At 44.5% G+C, this 24003-nt stretch carries 20 protein-coding genes; 15 read left to right on the top strand and 5 right to left on the bottom strand.

The genetic code is table 11. From position 1 onward, the window contains the following. The first annotated feature begins 273 nt into the window (after positions 1 to 273). The 8 genes from VTH8203_RS21205 to VTH8203_RS21240 all read left to right on the top strand — a co-directional run bounded on the left by VTH8203_RS21205 (position 274) and on the right by VTH8203_RS21240 (position 10180). Positions 274 to 1080, top strand: a complete 807-nt coding sequence (locus tag VTH8203_RS21205; RefSeq protein WP_096995443.1) for a crotonase/enoyl-CoA hydratase family protein — start codon at positions 274 to 276, stop codon at positions 1078 to 1080. A 221-nt stretch (positions 1081 to 1301) separates the two neighbouring features. Next, complete coding sequence (locus tag VTH8203_RS21210; protein WP_096995444.1) at positions 1302 to 2648, top strand: magnesium transporter; 1347 nt, start codon at positions 1302 to 1304, stop codon at positions 2646 to 2648. Positions 2649 to 3027: 379 nt separating this feature from the next. Continuing rightward, a complete protein-coding gene (locus VTH8203_RS21215) occupies positions 3028 to 3528 on the top strand; it encodes a DUF3332 domain-containing protein (RefSeq protein ID WP_096995445.1) in 501 nt (166 codons plus the stop codon). A gap of 147 nt (positions 3529 to 3675) precedes the next feature. Next, on the top strand, positions 3676 to 4896 hold the full coding sequence (locus tag VTH8203_RS21220; RefSeq protein WP_096995446.1) for a DEAD/DEAH box helicase: 1221 nt from the start codon (positions 3676 to 3678) through the stop codon (positions 4894 to 4896). A 273-nt stretch (positions 4897 to 5169) separates the two neighbouring features. Continuing rightward, positions 5170 to 6561: a hexose-6-phosphate:phosphate antiporter UhpT gene (gene uhpT, locus VTH8203_RS21225; protein WP_038229303.1), complete on the top strand. Its 1392-nt coding sequence runs from the start codon at positions 5170 to 5172 to the stop codon at positions 6559 to 6561. 159 nt (positions 6562 to 6720) lie between these two features. Further along, positions 6721 to 7332: a response regulator transcription factor UhpA gene (gene uhpA / locus VTH8203_RS21230; protein ID WP_096995447.1), complete on the top strand. Its 612-nt coding sequence runs from the start codon at positions 6721 to 6723 to the stop codon at positions 7330 to 7332. Then, on the top strand, positions 7332 to 8843 hold the full coding sequence (gene uhpB / locus VTH8203_RS21235; RefSeq protein WP_096995448.1) for a signal transduction histidine-protein kinase/phosphatase UhpB: 1512 nt from the start codon (positions 7332 to 7334) through the stop codon (positions 8841 to 8843). The genes uhpA and uhpB overlap by 1 nt, the downstream gene beginning before the upstream one ends. Positions 8844 to 8854: 11 nt before the next feature. After that, positions 8855 to 10180: an MFS transporter gene (locus VTH8203_RS21240; protein ID WP_096995449.1), complete on the top strand. Its 1326-nt coding sequence runs from the start codon at positions 8855 to 8857 to the stop codon at positions 10178 to 10180. A gap of 80 nt (positions 10181 to 10260) precedes the next feature. On the opposite strand, the gene VTH8203_RS21245 is transcribed toward VTH8203_RS21240, so the two are convergent. The 4 genes from VTH8203_RS21245 to VTH8203_RS21260 form a co-directional block, all read right to left on the bottom strand. Then, a complete protein-coding gene (locus VTH8203_RS21245) occupies positions 10261 to 11862 on the bottom strand; it encodes a BCCT family transporter (RefSeq protein ID WP_096995450.1) in 1602 nt (533 codons plus the stop codon). Positions 11863 to 12316: 454 nt separating this feature from the next. Then, positions 12317 to 13402, bottom strand: a complete 1086-nt coding sequence (gene mltC / locus VTH8203_RS21250; protein WP_096995569.1) for a membrane-bound lytic murein transglycosylase MltC — start codon at positions 13400 to 13402, stop codon at positions 12317 to 12319. Between the two features lie 420 nt (positions 13403 to 13822). Beyond that, the gene (locus tag VTH8203_RS21255; RefSeq protein WP_096995451.1) at positions 13823 to 15034 is read right to left on the bottom strand and encodes an acetyl-CoA C-acetyltransferase; all 1212 of its coding nucleotides are present in this window, start codon (positions 15032 to 15034) and stop codon (positions 13823 to 13825) included. A 15-nt stretch (positions 15035 to 15049) separates the two neighbouring features. After that, a complete protein-coding gene (locus tag VTH8203_RS21260) occupies positions 15050 to 15784 on the bottom strand; it encodes a beta-ketoacyl-ACP reductase (RefSeq protein WP_096995452.1) in 735 nt (244 codons plus the stop codon). Positions 15785 to 16086: 302 nt separating this feature from the next. On the opposite strand from VTH8203_RS21260, the gene VTH8203_RS21265 reads away from it, so the two are divergent. The 6 genes from VTH8203_RS21265 to VTH8203_RS21290 all read left to right on the top strand — a co-directional run bounded on the left by VTH8203_RS21265 (position 16087) and on the right by VTH8203_RS21290 (position 22863). Further along, entirely contained in the window at positions 16087 to 16995 is a 909-nt protein-coding gene (locus VTH8203_RS21265) for a LysR family transcriptional regulator (RefSeq protein ID WP_096995570.1), read from the top strand. A gap of 208 nt (positions 16996 to 17203) precedes the next feature. Beyond that, positions 17204 to 18796, top strand: a complete 1593-nt coding sequence (locus VTH8203_RS21270; protein ID WP_096995453.1) for an acyl CoA:acetate/3-ketoacid CoA transferase — start codon at positions 17204 to 17206, stop codon at positions 18794 to 18796. A gap of 87 nt (positions 18797 to 18883) precedes the next feature. Beyond that, complete coding sequence (locus VTH8203_RS21275; RefSeq protein WP_006069908.1) at positions 18884 to 19300, top strand: MaoC family dehydratase; 417 nt, start codon at positions 18884 to 18886, stop codon at positions 19298 to 19300. Positions 19301 to 19317: 17 nt separating this feature from the next. Further along, on the top strand, positions 19318 to 20520 hold the full coding sequence (fabV, locus tag VTH8203_RS21280; protein ID WP_096995454.1) for an enoyl-ACP reductase FabV: 1203 nt from the start codon (positions 19318 to 19320) through the stop codon (positions 20518 to 20520). Between the two features lie 195 nt (positions 20521 to 20715). Then, entirely contained in the window at positions 20716 to 21921 is a 1206-nt protein-coding gene (locus tag VTH8203_RS21285) for an MFS transporter (RefSeq protein WP_096995455.1), read from the top strand. Between the two features lie 9 nt (positions 21922 to 21930). Next, on the top strand, positions 21931 to 22863 hold the full coding sequence (locus tag VTH8203_RS21290) for an alpha/beta hydrolase (RefSeq protein ID WP_096995456.1): 933 nt from the start codon (positions 21931 to 21933) through the stop codon (positions 22861 to 22863). Positions 22864 to 22929: 66 nt separating this feature from the next. Here the strand turns inward: VTH8203_RS21290 and VTH8203_RS21295 are convergent, their stop codons facing one another. Continuing rightward, a complete protein-coding gene (locus VTH8203_RS21295) occupies positions 22930 to 23328 on the bottom strand; it encodes a YgiW/YdeI family stress tolerance OB fold protein (RefSeq protein ID WP_096995457.1) in 399 nt (132 codons plus the stop codon). 285 nt (positions 23329 to 23613) lie between these two features. Between VTH8203_RS21295 and VTH8203_RS21300 the strand changes: the two genes are divergently transcribed. Continuing rightward, the gene (locus VTH8203_RS21300) at positions 23614 to 23991 is read left to right on the top strand and encodes a hypothetical protein (RefSeq protein WP_158296213.1); all 378 of its coding nucleotides are present in this window, start codon (positions 23614 to 23616) and stop codon (positions 23989 to 23991) included. Positions 23992 to 24003 lie beyond the last annotated feature (12 nt).

Raw genomic sequence — 24003 nt, forward strand, 5'->3', positions numbered from 1 at the left:
TAATACATTCAAACACTAAGATGGCGTATTACAAGGTTTTACGGTCATTAATTCGACTCACTTCATGAATCTTGACAATTGAAGTGCTAATAGTACACCTCGTTCACAATGACGAAATAGCACCTATCAGCGCATCATGAGAGGTTTTTGTGTGACGATATCTCATTTTAGAGCATTAATTCTAATTACTTGGAAGGGCAGACTACACTTTGAATATGATGATTAAGTCTCCTGTAGATCGGGGGCGGAACGAGCAGAAAAGAGGGTTAAAGGATGGATTATCAACGCATTAAAGTGATGAGAGACAATCACGTAGTCATTGTGAGTTTGAATCGGCCAGAGAAGCTCAACGCTGTTGATATGCTGATGTTTAATGAATTGATTCATGTGAGCAAAGTGTTACGTAAAGATCGAATGCTCAGAGCCGTTATTTTGACGGGAAGTGAAGGTAACTTTAGCTCGGGCTTAGATTTTAAATCGATGATGAAAAACAAGAGTTTTGCAGCAAAGCTTCTATTCAAATGGCTACCCGGTCAGTCCAATCGTGCCCAGCAAGTCAGTAGCAACTGGCGAAAGCTGTCCGTTCCTGTTATTGCGGTTATAGAAGGGTATTGCTGGGGAGCGGGGATGCAGATTGCTTTAGGTGCCGATTTTAGGCTTTGTGCGCCGAATGCCAACCTTTCGATTATGGAATCAAGAATGGGATTAACGTCGGATATGGCAGGGTCTATCGCTTTGAGAGAAATAATGCCTAAGGATAAAGCGATGCGAATCTCTATTTGTGCGACGGAATTGGACGCTGAGACTGCGTTATCTTTGGGGTTGGTCACTGAAGTGAATGATGAGCCAATGGTGGAAGCACTAGCGTTATGCTCTCAAATTGCGCAGAAATCACCGGATGTCACCGCCGCTATGAAACATATGTATACGCGCTATTGGACCGCGCCAGCATGGAAGTTACTGGCCTATGAGACATACAGTCAAATCCGAATCATGCTTGGACGAAACTTCGTTCGGGTACAACAAGCGTTGAAAAACAAAACCGCGCCAAAGTTTGAACCAAGACAGCGTCATTGGTAATCAAAGTATCTCATTGGCGTAGTCGTCACTTTGAGGTAGAGGTTTGCAATGTAAGGTATGTAAACCTCGCTTGGGCTCCTCAATAGCTAGGGGGTTACTCCTTAATCTTAGTATTCACCACTATTCCCGATTCAATCATTCAAAAGCATGTGATATTCAGGTAATTTATAGCGCTGACCTAATTAGGCATTGTTAAGTATTACTAGCGCACGGAGCAACGAGTGAGCGAATTCCAAGATCTATCCATACAAATCGAACAAATCTCTCAGGCTGAAGAACATGAGCAACCGAGTGTGCTGAATGAACTTATAGAGCAAGGGATGGAATCGTCATCGGTTGGTTTGATATTGGAAGCTTTTCCTATCGAGCAAAGGGTACGTTTGTGGCGTGAATTGCCGCTGGAAATGCATATAGAAGTATTGACTGAGACACGTGCGGAAGTACGTATTTCCATTCTTGATGCATTATCTGAAACCGAACTTAGACTGACATTAGCAAAACTCGATAACCTATCGTTAATTGAGTGGGCGGATTCTCTTCCAGACGACATTATTGCGGAAGCCATCTCCCTATTAGAGAAAGATGAGCTTGAGCTTTATGATCAAGCGAATGAGTACGACGACGATGAAATTGGTCGTTGGGCAGACCGAAAGGTCATGACGATTCCTTTTAATATCTCGGTAGATAGAGCGAAATTGTTGATTGATAAATACAATTACGAACAACCAGAACATATCTATCTTATTGATAAGCAAAAGCGATTTCGAGGCATGGTTGATTACAGCGACGTACTCAAAAGCGAACCGAAAACACGGATCAAACAATTAGTCCTTGAGCATGTGACAACATTAAGCGCAAAGCTAACCCTTGCCGAATCCGTGGAAGCCATGGAACGCTCTTCTTTTAGTGCGCTGCCTATTCTTGATGAGCGCAAGTTGTTAGTGGGAGAGATAGATTGGAAATTTGCACTGAGTACTCAGCGAGAAATCTATGAAACGCGCTTAATGGCAGGTACCGGTATGGATGAGGGGGATGATCTGTTTGCTCCGGTACTAAAAAGCTCACAAAAACGTGGCGTTTGGTTAGGTATTAATTTGCTTACGGCGATCTTGGCATCCGTTACGATTGGATTGTTTGAAAATGTGATTTCCCAGGTGGTGGCTCTCGCTATCCTAATGCCTATCGTTGGTTCAATGGGTGGCATTGCGGGTAGCCAAACCCTTACTCTGATCGTGCGCTCGATGGCGCTGAATCAGATTACGTCAGGTAACCGATTTGCCCTTATCAAAAACGAGTTAGGTATTGGGGCGATTAATGGCTTGTTATGGGCGATTATCATCGGTGCTATGGCGGGCTTATGGTTTCAGTCGCCCATACTTGGTGCGACCATAGCGCTAGCCATTGTGGTTAATATCATCACTGCCGCGCTGTTTGGTGTGTTGATTCCATTGGTGTTAGATAAGTTGAAACTTGACCCAGCATTGGCGGGTTCGGTTATCTTAACTACGGTAACGGATGTGGTCGGTTTTTTCGCCTTTCTGGGAACGGCAAGCCTAGTCATGTTGTAGGCATTATCGACAGGGTTGTAAGAATTGGCCTTCAGCCCTATGTTTTATGGTTTTTTAAGAATAAAATCTGGCTGCTTTTCGGAATTTTCATCAAGGTTTTTTATTTTTATAAGTTAATGATTATAAATAATAAAAAAACCTTACTGTATTATCTTTTCTGTTCGGTGGTGATTTTGATTCAACCGCTTTGTTTTTATCGCTAAATTTGATGATTTTTAGCTCTTGCGATGCATTAAAGTGTGGCTATAATCGCGCGCCATTTATTAATGGTCTAAATGGGAAGAGGCATTCACTCAGCGCTCTTCCTGGGAAATAATCCACTTTAATCAACTTGCTCATCACGGACTTATTGTGGTGATGCGAGAGGATCGCGAAACAAATGAAACTAATTAAAACCACTATCGCTGCTGCACTAATGTCTACCATGTTAACTGGCTGTATTGGCCAAATGGCAACAACGAGTATGGTAATGTATGAAGTTAACCTAAAAGGTGTGGACAACCGTTATGCACGTGCTGGTTTGTACACTTTGATGTCACCAGTTTATGCCATTACTGCGGCAGCGGACTTATTCGTGATTAACTCTATCGAGTTCTGGACGGGTACCAACCCGCTAACTAAGAAAAAAGCGGTAGCGGACACGCCTGCAGAGGCTTATATCAAAGTAAACCATAAAGTGGACAAGAAGTTCTCTACTGCGCCTGTTAAGCTGTCTATGCTTGATGACAACACAACACAAATGGACTTTATTGATGATGCGGGCAATACACGCACGCTTGTCGGTGTTAGCGGTAATGATTCAGTAGATTTCTATCTAGACGGTGAGTTTATCACTACTGCATCACACGCAGAGCTAGAAAAGTACGCGACAGCGTCTTAATGACTATCAGAACCTGCTCATCAATATGAGTAGGTTCGCTTTTCCGCGCACAAGCCATCTATGGCACTTTTCTTACTCTAGATACTGGAGTTCCCGACACTTTCCCCCTATTATCCGCTCATATTCCTGCGATCATACAAACCTATCATGTCTTTTTCTGAGTTAACGTTAAGCTCGGCATTAATTGATGCCATTCCTGCTGAATTCTCACATGCTACTCATATTCAAACTCTAGCGATTCCTGCCATTACTGCGCAGCAAGATCTTTTGGCACTGGCACAAACCGGTAGCGGTAAGACCTTAGCCTTCGGTCTTGGGTTGCTTGAGCAGTTGCTCAGCAATGAGATAAAACAAGCCTTGATTCTAGTACCAACGCGTGAATTGGCGAAACAGGTGGCTGAGACTATTGACTTTATTGCGACGCTACTAGGCTATTCGGCCGCTGTGGTTTGTGGTGGAGAGGATGCAGAGCAACAGATACATCAGCTCGATGCTGCTCCAGAAATCGTAGTGGCAACGCCAGGACGTTTGCTCGATATCATCAACAAGCAGCGAGTGGACACTCAAGGTATTGACGCTGTCGTGCTGGATGAGGTTGACCGGTTACTCGGCATGGGGTTTTGGCCAGATATCCAGAGCATAATGGATCGACTAAGCCACAGAAAACAAACCTTAATGTTCTCGGCGACACTGCCTGAACCGCTGGAAGCAAAAGTCATGACACTGCTCAGTAACCCTATCAAAGTGTCAGCGAATCAAGCCAATAGTGTTGTTGCGCAAGTTACCGAGTCGCTTTACTTGGTCAACAAAGGCAGCAAGGCTAATGTGCTGATCAAACAAATTACTCAACATCAATGGCCGCAGATACTTGTGTTTATCGGTGCTCGAGACAATGCTGATGCCCTTTGTAAAAAACTGAATAAGGCTGGCATCACGAGTGGTGCACTGCATGGCAATAAAGAGCAAGCAGAGCGTGAGCACACTTTGCAAGCATTCAAGCAAGGTGATATACAAGTATTGATAGCGACGGATATTTTGGCGCGCGGTATTCATGTTGACGACCTCCCAGTCGTAATCAACTATGAACTGCCAAGTGATCCAGCTGTTTACGTGCACCGAGTAGGGCGTACTGCCCGAGCTGGAAATGTAGGACAAGCGCTATCGTTAGTGTGTCATGGTGAAACTGCTCATCTAGAAGCGATTCGGCAGTTAACATCTCGAGAACTTAGACTGGAACAACTCGCTGAATTCCCTGTGACCGATCTGCCATCAGCAGGGGAAAGCAAGCGCCCTAAACGAGACAAACAGGCGAATCGACGGACGAATAAAAAGACCCGCGCGAGTCAGTTTAAAAGCAAGAAACGTTAGCTAGCAGCTAACAATGAGCTCTGGTAAACCCCGACATCTGTGATGTGTTTCACGTATTCTTTGGTTACGAGCGAACACTAGGAATTTTTCCTAGTGTTCCTAAGACCGCCTCTCAAGCCATTTTACCCACCGATTCTTACACTCTCGTCCATAGATTTTCAGCGCCTTCAGCGCTGAACCTCAAACGAATTTACTTTTTGCACCAAACCAAGAGTGACTCAGAGTCGTTCTTCAGGTTGCGTTGCCCTTATGTTGAGAGTCTAAGGATTCATCATGTTGAAATTTCTAGAGCAAGTGCGTAAGCCGACGTTGGATCTTCCCGTCGAGCAAAGACGCAAAATGTGGTTTAAACCCTTCTTACAGTCCTATTTAGTCGTCTTTATCGGTTACATGACCATGTACCTGATTCGTAAGAACTTCAATATCGCGCAAAACGATATGATTTCGAACTATGGGCTTTCCATGACTGAACTTGGTTTGATTGGTCTTGGTTTCTCCATCACTTACGGTATTGGTAAAACCGTGGTGTCCTACTATGCCGATGGCAAGAACACTAAACAGTTCCTTCCGTTTATGCTGATCCTTTCCGGTCTTGCGATGCTTGGCTTCAGTTTCAGTATGGGTGGCGGCAGCGTTAGTCTATTCCTCATGATTGCGTTTTATGCACTGAGCGGTTTCTTCCAAAGTACCGGTGGACCTTCTAGTTACTCAACCATTACTAAGTGGACGCCACGTAACAAGCGTGGTTCATACCTTGGTCTTTGGAACATGTCGCACAACGTAGGTGGTGCAGGTGCGGCGGGTGTTGCGCTATTCGGTGCTAACTACCTGTTTGATGGCCACGTTATTGGTATGTTTGTGTTCCCGTCTCTGATTGCTTTAGTGGTTGGTTTCTTTGGTCTTCGTTACGGTAGTGACTCTCCTGAAGCTTACGGTCTAGGTAAAGTAGAAGAGTTATTTGATGAAGCGGTGAGTGAAGAAGACGAAGCGGCTGAAGAAAACCAAATGACCAAGCGTGAAATCTTTGTTGAGTATGTACTTAAAAACAAAGTGATTTGGCTACTGTGTTTTGCCAACATCTTCTTGTATATCGTGCGTATCGGTATCGACCAATGGTCAACGGTTTATGCCTATCAAGAACTTGGTCTATCCAAAGAAACGGCAATATCTGGCTTCACTTTATTCGAAGTCGGTGCGTTAGTGGGTACCTTACTTTGGGGTTACCTGTCTGATTTGGCAAATGGTCGTCGCGCTCTGGTTGCGTGTGTGTCATTAGCGCTAATCATCGTAAGCTTGGAATTCTATCAACATGCGACAAGTGAATTTATGTATCTTGCATCGCTATTTGTCTTAGGTTTCCTAGTCTTTGGTCCTCAACTACTTATTGGTGTAGCGGCAGTAGGTTTCGTTCCTAAGAAAGCCATCAGCGTTGCCGACGGCGTGAAAGGTACGTTTGCTTACCTCATTGGTGACAGCTTCGCGAAGTTAGGTTTAGGTATGATTGCCGATGGTACGCCTATCTTTGGTCTAACAGGATGGAAAGGTACCTTTGCGGCGCTGGATACATCTGCAGCGATTTGTATCGGTCTACTTGTCTTCGTAGCTATCGCAGAAGAGAAGAAAATTCGTAAAGCTAAGAAGCAGTTACAACAAGTTACGGCTTAATATACCCCTGAAAAGCGCTGTCTACGATTTCGCATTTGGTTTGCCTGAGCCATTGGAATCATAGATAGCGCTTTTTTTAGAACCAAACGCTATTTGCTTAATCGATGCGTCGGCGTTAAGTTACCCCATTTTTCGCCTTTCTCTAGTCGGTACTTCATCATGATCAATGTTGTTTTAGTGGATGACCACATCATCGTACGTTCTGGGTTTGCTCAATTACTCAATCTAGAGGAAGACATTAATGTAGTCGGTGAGTTTAGCTCGGTTGAAGAAGCTAAAAGAGGGCAGCCGGGCTGTGGTGTACAGGTATGTATTCTGGATATCTCGATGCCGGACGAAAGTGGTCTCGCGTTACTAGAGTCGATGCCCAAGGGCATTGCCTGTGTGATGCTCAGTGTGCATGACTCTCCTGCGATGGTGGAAAAGGCATTGGAATTAGGTGCACTTGGTTATTTGACCAAACGTTGCAGTCCTGATGAACTGATTCAAGCGGTGCGAACCAGTGCCAACGGTGGTTGCTATCTTACCCCGGATATTGCCATCAAACTGGCTTCTCCAAGACCGTTCCAACAAGCCTTATCTCGACTCACTAAACGTGAATATGAAGTGTCAGAGCTCTTGGCAACGGGACTCGATGTGAAGGCGGTAGCGGCTGAACTTGGATTAAGTCACAAAACCGTTCATGTTCATCGTGCTAATGCACTGGATAAACTTGCTGTCAAAAACAATGTGGAACTTGCCAAGTTGTTTAGGGCAGAAGCGACGTTGTAATGCGAACTTACCTCGTTGCCAGCGCCAGTGCATGGCTGATAACTCTGTGCAGTTGGTTTTGTTTATGGGTGATTTCCTATTACTTCGTTAACGACGCCGAGTTGGCAATTCTGTTTTTCCCGTTCGCCCTTAGGCTTGGTATTACTCTGCATGCTGCTAAAAAATACTGGGGTGCCGTTTATGCTGCTGAGTGGTGCTTAACCATCTCTCTGGCTATTTTGCTTGCGCAGCCTCAGTGGTCGGCCATTTTGGTTGCTAGTGCGCTAAGTATTCCGGTTGCCTTGGTTGCTGAGCGTTATTATCAAGGCGCTCAGTGGCGACGATTACTTATTCAAGCCGCAGCGATTGTTGCTTGCGCTCTGATTAACATGCTTGTTGTCGGCAGTCATAGTGACTCTCTGAGTTTCGTTGGTTTGGTGAGTATTACGGCGGGGCTTATGCTAGTGCCGAGTTGTTACCTCATCTGGAATTACCTGTTTCAAAGTACGTGGCGACCTTTGACATCTAACCTCATCCATCAACCAATCGAATTTCACTATAAGCCCATTTTGCTGTTCATTGCACTGTTTGCGGTGAGCATTTCTCTGCAAGTCGGCCTGCCTGACGAGCTCAGGCGCTTTGCTCCGTTTTGTTTGGCAATACCCATCATCTTGCTTGCGTTTCGTTATGGATGGCAGGGTGCTCTGCTAGGTACGCTTCTTAATAGTTGTGCATTAATAGCCGCGCGTAGTGGGGTATCACAGTTGGAGGTCACGGACTTGCTGTTATCGATAAGTGCTCAATCATTAACAGGAATATTGCTGGGTATGGCGGTGCAGAGACAGCGCGATTTAAACCATCAGCTTCGATCTGAACTTACTCGCAATAAGCACTTAGCGAAACAGTTGGTGCAAGCGGAAGAGTCGGTGCGTAAGCACATTGCTCGCGAACTGCATGATGAAATTGGGCAGAATATCACTGCTATTCGAACGCAAGCGAGCATTATTAAGCGCGTCAACAATCCTGATTTGAGCATTGGTTGCGCTGATACCATTGAATCCTTGTCTCTGAATGTCTATGACACCACAAAAGGACTGCTTACTCGATTAAGACCAAAAACCTTGGATGATTTAGACGTGATCTCCGCTATTCAGCAAATGGTGCGTGAGATGGAGTTTGAACAGCTTGGTATTGAAGTTGAATTTACTGTCGACAATGTTAGCCAGCGAGTGCTCTCAGATATGATGGAGGTTACTTTGTTCCGTTTATGCCAAGAAGCGCTGAATAACAGTCTCAAATACGCTCAAGCCAAACAGGTGCGAATAGAGCTTGTCATTGATGCGACAATCACGCTGAAGATTGCTGATGATGGCATTGGCTTTCCGCTTCAAGATAGCCAAAAAGGGTTTGGCCTTAAAGGCATGAAAGAGCGTGTTCAAGCGTTAGGTGGCCAGTTTGAGATTCGCAGCGTTGTTGACGGAGATGAAACACAACGTGGCACCGAAATTGATGCACGACTTCCATTGGTGTAGCGGGATAGTTCATGACAGTCAAAGTAGCAGAACAACAGATGAAACATCAAGATAGCGCGAGTGTCGATATTCGCTATCGGTACTGGCGTTTTCACATCATGCTGGGAATGTATCTCGGCTATGCCGGTTTTTATCTCACCCGAAAAACCTTCAATTACACCGCGCCTGCACTTATTGCCGACCTTGGTTTAGACAAGGGAGATATCGGCATGATGGGTACCATGTTCTATTTGATGTATGGGCTATCAAAATTTGTCTCAGGTATTATTTCAGACCGTTCCAACCCTCGTTATTTTATGGGTATCGGGCTTATTGCCAGTGGAGTGGTTAATATTGTCTTTGGTTTGTCGAGTTCGCTGTTTGTTCTTGCCAGCTTATGGATTGTTAATGCTTGGTTCCAAGGTTGGGGCTGGCCGTCCTGTTCCAAGCTTTTGACCACTTGGTACTCCAGAACCGAAAGAGGATTTTTCTGGTCGCTTTGGAATACAGCACATAATGTCGGTGGTGCGATGATTCCTTTGCTGGTGGGCTTTCTAACCTTTCATTATAGTTGGCGCGAAGGGTTTATTATTCCGGGTGTAATAAGCGTGCTAATAGGTTTATTTCTCTGTTGGCGACTGCGTGATAAACCCACGTCAATGGGATTGCCTACCGTAGGCCAATGGCGCAACGATAAGTTAGAACTGGCTCAAGAAAACGATGGAATAGGGCTGAAGCCGAAACAGATTCTCTGGTCGTATGTTCTCAACAATAAATACATCTGGTTACTCGCTTTTAGCTACGTGTTGGTTTACATCGTCCGTACGGCGATTAATGACTGGGGTAACTTGTATCTGACTGAGCAGCATCATTACAGTTTAATCAACGCCAATGCATCAGTATCTTTGTTTGAAGTCGGCGGCTTTGTGGGGTCTTTAGTCGCTGGCTGGGGCTCAGATAAGCTATTCGGCGGCAACCGTGGGCCAATGAACCTGATTTTCGCGATGGGGATTTTCCTGTCTGTTGCCGCGCTCTGGTTAATGCCGTTAACCAATTTTGTGTTTCAGTCTGCTGGTTTCTTTGCCATTGGTTTCTTTGTATTTGGACCGCAGATGCTGATTGGTATGGCGGCGGCTGAGTGCTCACATAAAGACTCAGCAGGTGCGGCTACAGGATTTGTTGGACTGTTTGCCTATATGGGCGCAGCACTTGCTGGTTACCCACTTGCTATGGTATTAAAGCAGTTCCATTGGACTGGGTTCTTTGTGGTGATATCGGTCTGTTCGGCTATCATCGGCCTATTGTTGCTACCTTTCTTGCAAGCTCAATTTAACCAACGTTCAGGTAGGGCGTATTGACACTACAAAGATAGTTAGGATGAAAAACGGCAAGCGTAAAGTGCTTGCCGTAATATAGTTTTAACTCGCAGGTGACTTTGTTATAGCGTCAAAGTCGTTGCTGATTTGCCCAACTGATTGGCAATTTTTGGTGCATACCAAAGACTCGGCGCAATAATGACGGAGGCAGGCACTGCGGTGATAACAATAAATGACTGTAATGCAGAGATCCCACCACTGCCCAACGAAATCAGAACAATGGCAACGGCACCCATAATGATTCCCCAGAAAGCTCGAATCGTCGCGTTCGGTTCTTTGTCTCCACTGATCACCATGGTGATGGTGTAAGTCATGGAGTCACCTGTGGTGACAATAAAAGTCGTGGTGAGAATCAAAAATAAAATGGAGATCAGCGTCGGGAATGGTAACTGTTGTGTAATCGCTAACAGTGCCCCTGGCATATTGAATCCCTCAAAGCTTGCCTGAATCACGCCAGGGTTCTCCAATTCAAAGGCAAGTCCAGAACCACCGACGATGGTGAACCAAAAGCAAGTTACTAGTGGGGCGGCGATACTAATGGCAAGTACTAATTGGCGGATAGTGCGACCACGGGAAATGCGGGCAATAAAAATCGCCATCATCGGAGCATAGCCAATAAACCAGCCCCAGAAGAACACCGTCCACCAACCTAACCACTCAGGGTTTCCTCGATACAGCGCCATTGGAACAAATTGGTCAATCATTTGACCTAAACCTTGAACATAGCTATCGATAATAAAGCCAGTGGGACCAGCAAATAGAATAAATACGATAAGAGCCACGGTAAGAATAATGTTATAGCGACTCACCATCTGGATACCGCGATTGACTCCGCTTAATGCCGAGAGGGTATAAAATACCATCGCAACGACCACTACTATAGCTTGGGTTGTGAAGGTGTCCGTAATGCCAAACAGCTCTTGCATGGCATAGCTGATTTGCAGCCCCAGAAAACCAATAGGGCCAATTGTGCCAGCGGCAACCGCGATAATACTCAGTGCATCTACCGTGTTGCCGATTCCGCTTTTAATGGCTCTTTCTCCAAGCAATGGGTATAGCAAGGTTCTCGGTTTTAGAGGTAAGCCTTTGTCGTAATGCAGATGCATTAACACAATGGAAGATAAACAACCTAAAACAGCCCAAGCCAAGAAACCCCAATGTACAAAAGACTGAGAAAGTGCGTTGATGGCATTGGTTTTGGCATCTTGAGAGCCAAATAAAGGTGGAGGTGAAACAAAGTGTGCGATGGGTTCGGCCGCAGCCCAGAACACGCCACCACCTGCGAGCAGTGTACACAACACTATCGATAGCCATTTGAAATTCGTTACGTCAGGGGTGTTGAGACCACCTAAGCGGACATCACCAGTCCGACCAAAACAGAGCGCGAGGCCAATAACGAAGTTGGCTAACAGTAAAATTTGCCAAAATGCGCCAAAATATCGAGTTGCCAGTTGAAAACCAGAATCGACCAGAGAAGAGAGAGTAACAGGATGGGTAAGGGCAAGTAGAACGAATAGAGTAAGAAAAGAGCCGCTAATCCAAAACACTGGGTTGTTCATTTCCAGTTTGGCTGCGAGCTGTCTCAGTCGTTCAGGTGGATGGATAGCATCGTACGCTGAGCTTGATGCTGCTGAAGTTGATTCAGCAGTATTAGAATTTAGCATTAAATAATCACTATTCACTATATGCTGCGGTTAAGCGAGCAATGTGGATTTGGACACTATGTCTCACAGTAAAATGTGAGTTGCGTCACGAAAGCCGACCATCCTAACATATTGTTTGGTCGTGAACAGCGGTTTTTGCCGCAAAGATCATGCATAAGCTGGGAAGTGCTTAATGTGTATGAAGTTTTGGGATTGAGATAAATACAAAGGCCTATAAGATGCTGAGTCCGATAGGCCTTGTTAACCAACAAATAGGATGTAGAAAATTGGAGGTTTATTGGTATGAAATGATCATATCAGTATTGCCGAGGACCGCTAGGTAAATCGGGCACAAATATTGTAAGTATCGGTGTCCTGTTTTCTTAATTTTTCATTTTTAAGTCTATGAATAATAGAGACTTGTTAACCGTTTGTTGGTTTTTTGAGCACGATGGGGGTGTTGAAATAAAGTGCGTTATTTGGTTAACACATTCTCATTAAAATCCTTCTGAAAATACAAAACTTTTTGCAAATAGCGTCGTGCTTCGTCCTTTGGGTGTTGAGTGGTGAGAGCAGTATAAACTTGCTTTGGAGCCATTTGGTTTAGTTTAGTCATTGCTCGTTTTCTATCTTTATCAAAGGTAGCCAGCACTCCGCCTGTCCCCCCGTTATAGGCTGAAATCATACTGAAATGCAGTGACGTAGGGTGCTTTACATCACGTAAGTAGCGGTTCTTAAGGATGTAAAAATAGGCAGCACCAGTATCAATATTATTTGCAGGATCAAAGAGGTACTCTTTGGTCGGGATACCTGGTTTATTTTTGACTAAGTTAAATACATCAGCCCCTGCCGTCTTAGGAATGACCTGCATTAACCCGTATGCACCAGCATGACTTACCGCGTAAGGGTTGAAACTGCTTTCTGTCTTGATAATTGAGTAGATCAGATCTTCAGACAAGCCATAACGTTTTGCTGCATTTTGGATCAGTTCCGCATATTGATATTCACGTTGCTGTAAGTGATCTTTCGTCATCGTGATTTCAACATAATAGGCTTTGCCATTCTTTATCGGCTTAGTGTTCAGTTGAGTGTTGATCAAGTGGTTGGCGTAACGGTTCGCTCGCCACTGCCATTCGATAGGCTTTCCATCATGATCGAGTACTTGGCCTAGCAAAAACGGCTTTCCTTTTAGAACGACTTCCTTATCAGAAAAGAGTTCTGCATGTTCTGGATCGGCGGGCATAAGCAAAGTTTGTACAATCGCTTTTTGTGGGTGCTCTTTAGGGTTGCGCTGAGACAGAGTAGAAACGTAAATCTTGCCTCGGTCAAAGTCGATATGAGCTCTAGTACGATAGCCGTCCAAGTATTTCACATAACGGTGTTTACCCGCCTGAACAAATTCGTCTTCTCCCCACTTTTCTTTGGCTTGACCTGCCACGTAGTTTAAAAGTTGATTGATCACTTGCTGTTGATTGTGAGACGAAGTGGGCGTTTCTGGAGGATTTTTGTGATAAGCACAGCCAGATAAAAGTAGAGCCGAGATAAGAAAAGCTTTCTTCACCAAGTGTTACTCATAATGTGGATTAAACGAGTTTAAGTATCTGATAAGTTATCGGTTTTAAAAATCAACTTTCTCACTGAGTGAGTATTTGGCACAACAGGAGCGCACAATGGGGTAGGGGAAGGAAGAAGTGTACAAAACAGCCTGTGATAATGACCGCCTGCCTGTTTCACTCGACGATAACGAATAGGGTTTTGGCATCGGCATTTGATGGCTAGAAATGCGTTTAGCGGTGACGAGAAGGGCTAAAGGAGTATAGCTAAAGCCGCAGCGATAGATGCCATAGCCATCGTGATTGAATGTTTCTATGGCTTTTTGCAGATCTTCGGTGAGGGGAGTAGGGTAATAAAAGTAGGTACGTTGCTAAAGCATCGCTTAGTACACAGCAAGTCAATGTACTAAGCGACGTAAGCGTTAACGTTAAACTTGGAGATTTTTCACCACAATAGCGGTGCCCATACCGCCGCCAATACACAGCGACGCTAATCCATACTGTAACTCTTGCTTCTCTAGTTCGTAGATGAGCGTTGCTAACACACGACCACCAGAGGCACCCAACGGGTGACCCAATGCGATAGCGCCACCATTCACGTTGGTTTTATCTTCAAACCAGTCCATTGATAGTTGGTATTTATCACTTAACCCATGCATCACACCGAGTGCTTGAGCGGCGAAAGCTTCATTGAGTTCCAGTAACTGCATATCGCTTAGCGTCATGTTTGCTCGTTCAAGCGCTTGCTCAATGGCAGGAACTGGCCCTAGGCCCATATAAGCTGGGTCTAGGCCACCTTGACCATAGCTGACGATTTCCGCCAATGGCTGTAAACCATGCTTTTCGACGGCTTCTTCTGAAGCGATAACGAACGCCACGCCACCATCGTTAATGCCGGAAGCATTGCCGGCCGTGACGGAACCATCCGCTTTAAATGCAGGCCTTAATTTTGCCAAGCTATCCATTGACGTGCTTGCTCGTGGATACTCATCTTGACCAAACACCACTGTTTCGCGACGTTGTTTAACTTCGATAGCAGTAATTTCTTGTTCAAAGCGTCCAGCTTGGACAGCTTCTACAGCTCGCTGCTGACTTCGTAAAGCGAATGCATCTTGAGCTTCACGACTTATTTGATATTTCTCCGCAATGTTTTCTGCGGTCATACCCATATGATACTGATTAAACGCATCGGTCAAACCATCATGAATCATAGTATCAACCAATTTTTGGTCACCCATTTTGCTACCAAAACGGTTTGCTGCACTCATAAGGTAAGGTGCACTGGACATGTTCTCCATGCCAGCAGCCACGATCAAACAGGCATCACCAGCCTTGATCTTACTCGCCGCTTCCATGACGGTTTTCATTCCGCTACCGCAGATCATATTAAGCGTATAAGCCGGAACGGAGTCTGGGATATTCGCAAACATAGCGGCTTGGCGTCCAGGGCCCATTCCTTGTCCTGCGCTGAGCACGTTGCCGACAATCACTTCGTCGACCCAAGCAGGATCAACGTTGGCTTGAGACATGGCTGCTCGAATCGCATGACCACCTAGCTCAAAAGCTGGAACCAACGAGAGGGTGCCACCAAAGCTTCCCAACGCTGTGCGTTTGGCGCCAACAATATAAACCTTTTTCATCACCTATCCCTCGCGTTAAATGACTAATCCACCGTCAATTTTCAATGTTTGTCCAGTGATGAAACTGGCGTTATCGCTTGCCAAAAATGCTACGCCATTGGCGATATCTTGTGGTTTACCCATACGACCTAGTGGCGTTTTAGATTTCATGTGATCCAAGACTTTTTCCGGAAGGTCGATGGTCATTGGCGTTTCGATAAATCCTGGGGCCACGCAGTTAGCTCTGACTTGAGCACCTTTACGCGAGAATTCTTTTGCCCAGCCTTTAGTCATGGCAATAACACCGCCTTTCGTCGCGGCATAGTTGCTCTGTCCGATGTTACCATCCGTACCAACAACAGAAGACATAGTGACGATAGAGCCGATACCATTTTCAATCATGATAGGAGCAATGGCTTGAGTCATGTTGAACACGCCTTTTAGGTTCACATCTAACACCATGTCCCAATCTTCCTCACTTATACGATCTAGTAGGTTGTCACGGGTAATACCAGCGTTATTAACAAGAACGTCAATTTTTCCATGCTCTTGATGAATCTCTTGAATGAAGGATTGAATAGCTTGGCGGTCACAGACATTGAGCTGCTTGACGCGAACATTGGGATATTGAGCAGTAAGCTCTTCTGCAACTTGGGTATTCATGTCACAGGCATAGACCATCGTCGCCTGTTGTTGTGCGAATGTCTCAACGATACAGCGACCAATTCCTTGAGCGCCTCCAGTTACGATACAGATTTTATTGGTAAGCATTGTTTTCACCTTATTCACGAATAATAGTGGGCTACGTCTTGGCATAGCATTCAAAGTTAGTGAAATTATTCTATGGGAGTGAGTTTCGTTTGTAGAATGGTTCCGTATCAAAACACTATTGCAAATTAGGGATAATGGAACTTTGATGATTGGGCATGAAAATTGCGGTAGCTAACAGTTTTATCGATTTTGACAGTGATTTATTGACGAGGGTTAATAAACCGTTCGACCACAGTTTAAACCCTAATGAAGTTGGGATATAAAAAGTATCAATTATCTTAATAACTTATGGTGGTGTGGAATTGCTCGACAAAATTGTCTACTTTCTTCATGTCGTTCGTACCGGGTCGTTTAGTTTAGCGGCCAAGCAATATGGAATATCGGCCTCCGCAGGCAGTCGTTGGATTGCGGAGCTTGAAGAGAGTGTGGGAATCAGTTTATTAAAGCGCTCTACGCGTAAGGTGGTGCCAACCCAAGCTGGACTCCGACTTTATGAGCGATTTAGTCAAGTCAACACTGAAATAGAAGATATCTTTACTGAAATTCAAAACCTTAGTAACGATGATAGAGGCGTAATCCGTATTGCATCAACACCACTGTTTGCGAGAGATTACCTTGGGAAGATTATCGGAGAATATCTGCGTTACCATCCTCATGTTACCTTTCGTGTCATGGAAACCGCTTTTGACATGGACCATGTTAATGAGGTTGATTTTGCCGTGCGCGCTAGTGCTATTTATGATGGGTTTCAAGAAAAAGACAGCCTGCTGGTGAAACGTTCCTTGCTCAAGCACCCGTTAATCGTGTGCTGCTCTCCTGCATACATCGAAAAGTTTGGAGAGCCGGTGACTCCGGAAGATTTAAATCGTCACAACTGTTTGTATGCCTCAACCCTTGTTGGCGGCAATAAATGGGTGTTTGAACGTGATGGTGAGATGACGGCTGTGGATATTGCTCAAACCGTTGAAGTGGAGGACAGTCAGTTTATTAAAACGGTTGCCATCAATGGTGGTGGTATTGGTTACCTTCCCCTTAGTTTAATAGAGGAAGAGCTTGAACAGGGTATGTTGGTTCCCATCCTAAAAGAGTACACCAATAGTGATTTTGAATTCAGTTTATACTATCGCCCACGCCGCCAGATGCCAGTCCGCTGCGTCAATTTCAAAGAATACTTAATTCGTCGAGTTAGAGAGCTTGCTGACCAAAGTTAAAGAGGCTTCACATCGAGGAAAAGAGCAAGCATAACGCTTGCTCTTTTTTATTCGAGTCAACCACTAACACTGCGCATATTATCCCTAATGTGCAATTATCTTTCCTTTTATTGTCTATTTTTCCGCAAATCATTTCGAAATACACTTTTTGCATCAGTTTGGAAGTATCCATTTCCAACCATAATAATTTCCTAAAGGAAAACAAACGATGAAAACAAAAGTGTTAACAGCCCTACAAGCTGCCAATTTGCTTGAAGATGGCGACAGAGTAGTATTGGGTGGCTTTATAGGTGCAGTGGTGCCTGAAGCGATTGAACACGCCGTTGGTACGCGTTTTCTAGAAACCGGTCACCCGCGTTCGTTGGAACTTTACTTTACCGCAGGTCAAGGTAATGGCGTTGATAAAGCGACCAATCATCTTGCTCACCCCGGTATGGTCAGCATGGCGTACGGCGGCCACTGGGGATTGATCCCTCGACTGCAAAAACTGGCCAACGCAAATGAAATTCAAGGTTATAACTTCCCGCAAGGTGTCATTGCTCAACTGCTACGTGACTCTGCTGCCGGCAAGCCTGGTACATTGTCACATGTCGGGTTGGGAACGTTTGTCGACCCTAGATTTGGTGGCGGCAAGATCAACGCCTTGACCGTTGATGACCGAGTATCGCTTATGGAAGTAGATGGAGAAGAATACCTATTTTATAAGCGCATTAATCCTAACGTGGCGCTGCTACGCGGAACGACTGCTGATGAAAATGGCAATATCACCATGGAAGACGAGTGTTTATTCCTAGAAAATCTTGCCGCGGCACAACTAGTGACGAATATGGGCGGTAAGGTCATCGTTCAGGTGAAACGCATGGTGAAAAATGGCGAGCTTGACCCCCAACAAGTTCGTATCCCTGGCATTTTCGTAGATGCGGTAGTCCTTGCTGATGAGGACGAACATATGCAGACGTTCGCAGAGTCCCTTAACCTTGCGTACTGTGGTCGAGGTGAAGCGGGTAAGAAAGTGACTCAGCAGCGCCCGTTGGATGCTAAAAAAATCATCGCTCGCCGAGCGGCAATGGAGCTCAAGCGAGGCGCAATACTCAACTATGGTATTGGTGTTCCAGAAGTGATAGCCACGGTCACTGATGAAGAGGGAATTACTGATCAAGTGATCGCGACGGTGGAACCGGGTGCGATTGGCGGTACCCCCGCTGGTGGTTTGAGTTTTGGAGCATCAGCGTTCCCTGACGCGGTGATTACTCAAGATCAAATGTTTGATTTTTATGATGGTGGTGGTATCGATCAAGCATTCCTTGGCTTAGCTGAGTGTGACGTTAAGGGTAATCTCAATGTATCAAAGTTTGGCACTAAGATAGCGGGTTGTGGTGGCTTCATCAATATTACCCAAAATGCGAAACAAGTCTTTTTCTGCGGGACATTCACGGCAGGAAAGCTAGAAATAGAAACCGGAGATGGTCAATTGTCCATTATCAATGATGGGCATATTCATAAGTTTATTAATGAAGTACAACAAATCACGTTTTCTGCCGATGTCGCTAGGAAAAATGCTAAACCAGTACTTTATATTACAGAGCGTGCTGTATTTAAGCTCGGCACTGATACTTTGGAATTAATTGAAATCGCACCAGGTGTTGATCTTCAAAAAGACATTCTCGATAAAATGACATTTGCTCCTGTTATTAGCCAAGAGTTAAAAGTTATGGATGCAAGAATATTTAATGATGCGCCAATGGGCTTGTCACTTCCTTTAGAACAAACAGTTAATTCAAACCAAGACGTTGCCGCGTAAATATATCTCCTCTCGTCATGAGAGGAGATGGTTTTGCAATGTCACTACAAAAGCCATTGCAAAACTATTTATTTGAGAACAATAACAATGAGCTATTCAATCGACGAACTCGTGCTAGGACAAAAAGCATGTTTCGAAAAAACCATCAGTGAATCTGATATTCAAATGTTCTGTGGTATTAGTGGCGATGTTAATCCCGTACACGTGAGTCAGCTTGCTGGTGAAAAAAGTATATTTGGTAACCGTGTTGCTCACGGAATTATGGTGTCGGGTTTGACGTCTGCGGTTCTTGGCATGCAGTTGCCTGGTCCGGGGACTGTGTATTTAGGTCAAGAGTTGAAATTTACCGCACCGGTATTTATTGGTGACACCATTCGCGCAGAAGTTGAAGTTATCGAGATTAAGAAAGAGAAAAACATCGTCAAATTAGCGACTCGAAGCGTCAATCAGAACAACAAAATCGTTATTCAGGGCATTGCAACTGTGATGCCTCCAAAGCATTAAGAAATAAAGGAAACATCATGATTATTGAACCTATTGTAAACGGTGTCGTGGCACGTTCAGCTCATCCGATTGGTTGCCAACAAGCGGTGCTAAATCAAATAGAGACCGTTGAACACAGCAGTCAAATTACTAACGGTCCGAAGAAAGTATTGGTGCTTGGCGCTTCCTCTGGATTTGGCCTTGCTTCTCGTATCTCATTGGCTTTTGGTGGCGCGCAGGCAGATACCATCGGTGTCTCGTTTGAGCGTGGTCCAAGCGATAAAGGAGTGGGTACTGCGGGTTGGTACAACAATATTTATTTCCGCCAAGAAGCTGAAAAGCGTGGCTTGATTGCTAAGAACTTTGTTGGTGATGCCTTCTCTTCAGAAATGCGACAACAAGTCATTGATTATATTAAAAGTGAGTTTGGTGGCAAAGTGGATTTAGTGGTTTATAGTTTGGCCACTGGCGTAAGACCAGATCCTGAATCGGGACATTTGTGGCGCTCTGCGATTAAAACGGTGGGAGAGCCAGTTTCTGGTCCGACAATCAACATTGAACACGACAAACTGGAATCTATGGAAGTCGGGACAGCCAGTGCGGAAGAAATGGAAGCCACCATTAAGGTGATGGGCGGTGAGGATTGGCAAAGCTGGATGGAGATCCTGTCTGATGCGGATGTATTAGCCCACGGCTGCAAAACCGTTGCTTACTCTTATGTCGGCCCCGAGGTGACGTACCCAATCTACCATCATGGAACGTTAGGTAGAGCGAAGCAGCACTTGCACCATACAGCGGACGAGCTGAACCAAAAACTTGCGACGCTTGGTGGCGAGGCCTATGTATCAGTGTGTAAAGCTCTAGTCACGAAAGCGAGTGTATTTATCCCTGCTTTTTCGCCATACATCTTGTCGCTATTTAAGGTGATGAAACAGAAAGGCACTCATGAAGGCTGTATCGAGCAGATGCAACGTCTGTTTTCGCAACGTTTGTATGGCACTGGCGCTAGTGTTCCTGTGGACGAAGCACGCCTAATTCGAGTGGATGATTGGGAGTTAGAGCCAGAAACACAAGCGGAAGTTAGCCAACTGATGCAGCAAATGACAGCAGATAACTTTCAAGAAGTAGGGGATTACTCAGGTTATAAACTCGACTTCATGCAGCTAAATGGATTCGGCTTTGACAATGTCGACTACAACGCTCGCATCGACATGGATAATCTTGCCTTGCTACGTCCATAATGCATTGATCTGTTGTATGTATTGAGCCCTAATGTGCTTAGGGCTTTTTTATGTCCCTGAAAAATAGAATAATTTCACAATCACACAATCAATGTCACACAATTCATTATTGCAAATTAAGGATAATACCACACATTCATTAAGGTATTATTGATAGTGAAAATATGAACAGGGAAACCTTACAAGGTATATAATATGAATAAGAAACATCTTATCGAAATTACGATATTCCTCACCTACGCCCTATTTGCTATGTCCTGGGTTGCTGGATCTATTATGACCAAAGATATCATGGCTTTTTATGATATTGATGGTATGGCAGCTGCAACTTGGATGACGAACGCGATTACTATTGCAAAAATAATTGGTAACTTGGCCGCAGCATGGCTATTAGTCAAAATGGGACCGAAAAAAGCATTTACTATTGCATCATTACTTATTGTTGCTGGTGCGATCGGTGCTTTTGCTTCTAATTATCCACTTTATGTCTTTTCTCGTTTAGTAATGGGATTTGGCGGTGCATTTGCGATTGTCTATTTCAACCCTATTGTTATTAAATATTTTGACGCTAGTGAAAGACCGGTTATTAACGGCATTAACGCAGCAGCATTTAATATGGGTAATCTTTTAGCGTTACTATTTACAGGTTCACTATTAGCTTCGTTAGGTAATTGGCAGAATGTTATTCTGGCTATTTCTGCAATTAGTTTGGCAATTTTGGTTATTTGGTGGTTTGTGAGTGATGACTTCTCACTATCTAATTCGTCTGATAATCAACAACAAGCAAACTACACACTCAACGATGGTATGAAAGAGTCGGTAAACTGGTGGCTGCCTATTGCGTATTCTGGATTGCTGTTTTGCTATATTTCGGTCTTTGCACTCTTCCCACTGGTCCCAAGCTTTGCAGCAGAGGCTAAGTATTTATCATCGATTATGATTGGTGCCGGTATGGTGGGAACGATGGCAGGTATCCTAGTTGCTAAACGTTATCCGCTTAGAGTACCTGTTATTCGCTACTGTGGGTTGGCTATGACTCTATTTGCTGCATTGATGATTACTACAAGCAACCCTATGGTCGCTTATATAGCAGCTTTCACTGCAGGTTTCTTTATGTTCGTACCGATGACGGCGTTGATTACATTGCCTCAAGAGCTTCCTAATATGACCCCTGGCCGCATTACGGTAATTTTCGGTATGTTCTGGTCCATTTCATATTTAATTGAAACGATTCTGATGTACTTTGCGGGTGTGATTGCCGATATGACAGGAAATATCGCTTATGGGGCCACCTTCGCGGTGATCTGCTCTTCGACTTTCTTCCTTGCCAGTTTCTTCTTACCCGAAACAGGCAAAAAAGAACTCGTCATCACTGGCCCAGCATCGACAAAAAATGCTTAAGGAGAAATCATGCGTCAAGTAAGCCCAAAACTACAACCTTGGTTAGACAATTTTAATGTGCTTGTGGGTCAACTCGTTGCCAATGGCTTTAAAGCGACCGCAACGAATGCTCGCGAAGGACTAGCGAACCTAACCAAAGGCTTGGTCACCGAGATCCCAGCTGTGGCTTGGATTCAAGATGACTTAGTCTCTGGAGAGGACTACCAAGTTCCTGTGCGTATTTATCATCCGCAACCTGAAAAAGCGTTACCCGTTCTGGTTTATTATCATGGCGGAGGACATATGGCAGGTAGCGTGACAGTGTATGACCCTATTTGCCGCAAGTTAGCACTGGCTACTGAGCACGTTGTAGTGTCTGTCGACTATCGATTAGCACCAGAGTGTCGTTATCCGGCTGGAGTGAACGATGCCTACGCTGTGGTTAAAAATCTTTGGCCGACACTAGATGCTCGTCAAATCAACTACATCCCACAACTGTCCATTGCTGGTGACTCTGGTGGCGGTGCACTGGTAGCGACGGTAAGCGCGAAAGCTCAGTTTGATGAGGCAGTACACATTCATAAGCAAGTGATGATTTATCCGAGCTTAGATTACACCATGTCAGGTGGCTCAATCGATGAGAATGCGACGGGCTATTTATTACAAAAGGCCAAAATTGCTTGGTACTTCGATAATTATTTCCAGGCGCAGGACGACAGAAAACAGGCGTCTCCTTTATTTCAGCCAATGACGCAAGGTTTACCTGAAACGTTATTGATTACCGCAGAGTTTTGTCCATTGAGAGATGAAGGACTGTCTTACTGTGAACTAGCGAGAGCCGCAGGTGTAACCGTTGAACATTATCACTTCAAAGATATGATTCATACCTTCATGAATATGGAAGATTTAGTGAAAGAAGACTGTGAGTTGTTGTATCAGAAAGTCGCGCACTTTTTGAAATAAACATCAATAATGAAATGAGCGAGGAAGCCTGAGTGCTTGCCTCGCTTAGTCTTATATCAAACGTAATTATTTGATGATGTGGATCGACTCTGCTTCAACTGCGACATCGCTGTCGCCTTTTTCAATCTCACCGTAGATTTTTACTTTGTCGTTTGGCGTAACGGTTTGACCAGCCCATTGATCGGTATCGATCTCCACTGGCATCTCGCCAGTAGCATCTTTAAACATGTAAACTTCATGGCCCATTGACTTGACGATATGACCGACAATAGTGACTTTGTTGCCGTCAGTTAACCAACCTGCATCCATGATTTCCTGAACCGTATTTAAAGAGTCTTCCGCTGACGGTCCTTGAAACCCACCAGTCGTTGTTTCCATCGCTTCTTGATTAATCGTGCTTTGAGCCGCGAAAGCAGATGTTGAAAGAACTAGTGAGGTAATAATAGCAAGAGGGATTTTTTTCATATTGATTCCTTAGAAACCAGATCGAGACAGTATTACTGTCCATTGATTGAGTAAAAGCAAAAACGTACCCATTACCCGTAGTTATAGAGCAATATACAGAAAATGCCATATTTCAATAATTGAATTAATACCACCCACGTTGATTCTATGCAATTGGATCTGATGAAAAATAAACTATCAAAAATAATAAGTTAGATGATTGGATTGTCGTCTAGTGATAACAAAGATTGCTTTTTATCAGAGATAGCAGTACATATAAGCAGATTCCACGATTGGGCTTTTTCTTTGAAGCGACTCATTGAGATTTTTCCGTTTATTGCGACGTTACTATCGATACTGCTGTTAGGCGGGATCGTGAATGCTATTGAAATGGATTTACCTCAATACCAAGCGACGGTTATCTCTCCGGAACGTGCCCCAGATGTTGCTAATGATAATCAGCTATTACGCAGTCCGCCAACGTTTCGGATTGCGATTCAAAAAGCACAGCCACCTTCAAAAGAAACGTTACCTTGGTTGCTTGTTGTATCAGCCTTTGCGCTGTTAATTTCTACACGTTGGGGTGCTTACTACACGCCTCGAAGCTATCTATTTTCAGATAGTCGTCGTTTAGCGGGTTGGCAAGACAGCAACCTTCAATATCGTTTTATTCATTCTCGTTGATGCTCTCCAGAC

Source organism: Vibrio thalassae (assembly GCF_900089835.1).
Lineage (GTDB): Bacteria > Pseudomonadota > Gammaproteobacteria > Enterobacterales > Vibrionaceae > Vibrio > Vibrio thalassae.

Coding starts and splice junctions, on each gene's coding strand:
- VTH8203_RS21205 (WP_096995443.1), top strand. CDS start 274: ATGGATTATCAACGCATTAAAGTGATGAGAGACAATCACGTAGTCATT.
- VTH8203_RS21215 (WP_096995445.1), top strand. CDS start 3,028: ATGAAACTAATTAAAACCACTATCGCTGCTGCACTAATGTCTACCATG.
- VTH8203_RS21220 (WP_096995446.1), top strand. CDS start 3,676: ATGTCTTTTTCTGAGTTAACGTTAAGCTCGGCATTAATTGATGCCATT.
- uhpT (WP_038229303.1), top strand. CDS start 5,170: ATGTTGAAATTTCTAGAGCAAGTGCGTAAGCCGACGTTGGATCTTCCC.
- uhpA (WP_096995447.1), top strand. CDS start 6,721: ATGATCAATGTTGTTTTAGTGGATGACCACATCATCGTACGTTCTGGG.
- uhpB (WP_096995448.1), top strand. CDS start 7,332: ATGCGAACTTACCTCGTTGCCAGCGCCAGTGCATGGCTGATAACTCTG.
- VTH8203_RS21240 (WP_096995449.1), top strand. CDS start 8,855: ATGACAGTCAAAGTAGCAGAACAACAGATGAAACATCAAGATAGCGCG.
- VTH8203_RS21245 (WP_096995450.1), bottom strand. CDS start 11,862: ATGCTAAATTCTAATACTGCTGAATCAACTTCAGCAGCATCAAGCTCA.
- VTH8203_RS21255 (WP_096995451.1), bottom strand. CDS start 15,034: ATGAAAAAGGTTTATATTGTTGGCGCCAAACGCACAGCGTTGGGAAGC.
- VTH8203_RS21260 (WP_096995452.1), bottom strand. CDS start 15,784: ATGCTTACCAATAAAATCTGTATCGTAACTGGAGGCGCTCAAGGAATT.
- VTH8203_RS21270 (WP_096995453.1), top strand. CDS start 17,204: ATGAAAACAAAAGTGTTAACAGCCCTACAAGCTGCCAATTTGCTTGAA.
- VTH8203_RS21275 (WP_006069908.1), top strand. CDS start 18,884: ATGAGCTATTCAATCGACGAACTCGTGCTAGGACAAAAAGCATGTTTC.
- fabV (WP_096995454.1), top strand. CDS start 19,318: ATGATTATTGAACCTATTGTAAACGGTGTCGTGGCACGTTCAGCTCAT.
- VTH8203_RS21285 (WP_096995455.1), top strand. CDS start 20,716: ATGAATAAGAAACATCTTATCGAAATTACGATATTCCTCACCTACGCC.
- VTH8203_RS21290 (WP_096995456.1), top strand. CDS start 21,931: ATGCGTCAAGTAAGCCCAAAACTACAACCTTGGTTAGACAATTTTAAT.
- VTH8203_RS21295 (WP_096995457.1), bottom strand. CDS start 23,328: ATGAAAAAAATCCCTCTTGCTATTATTACCTCACTAGTTCTTTCAACA.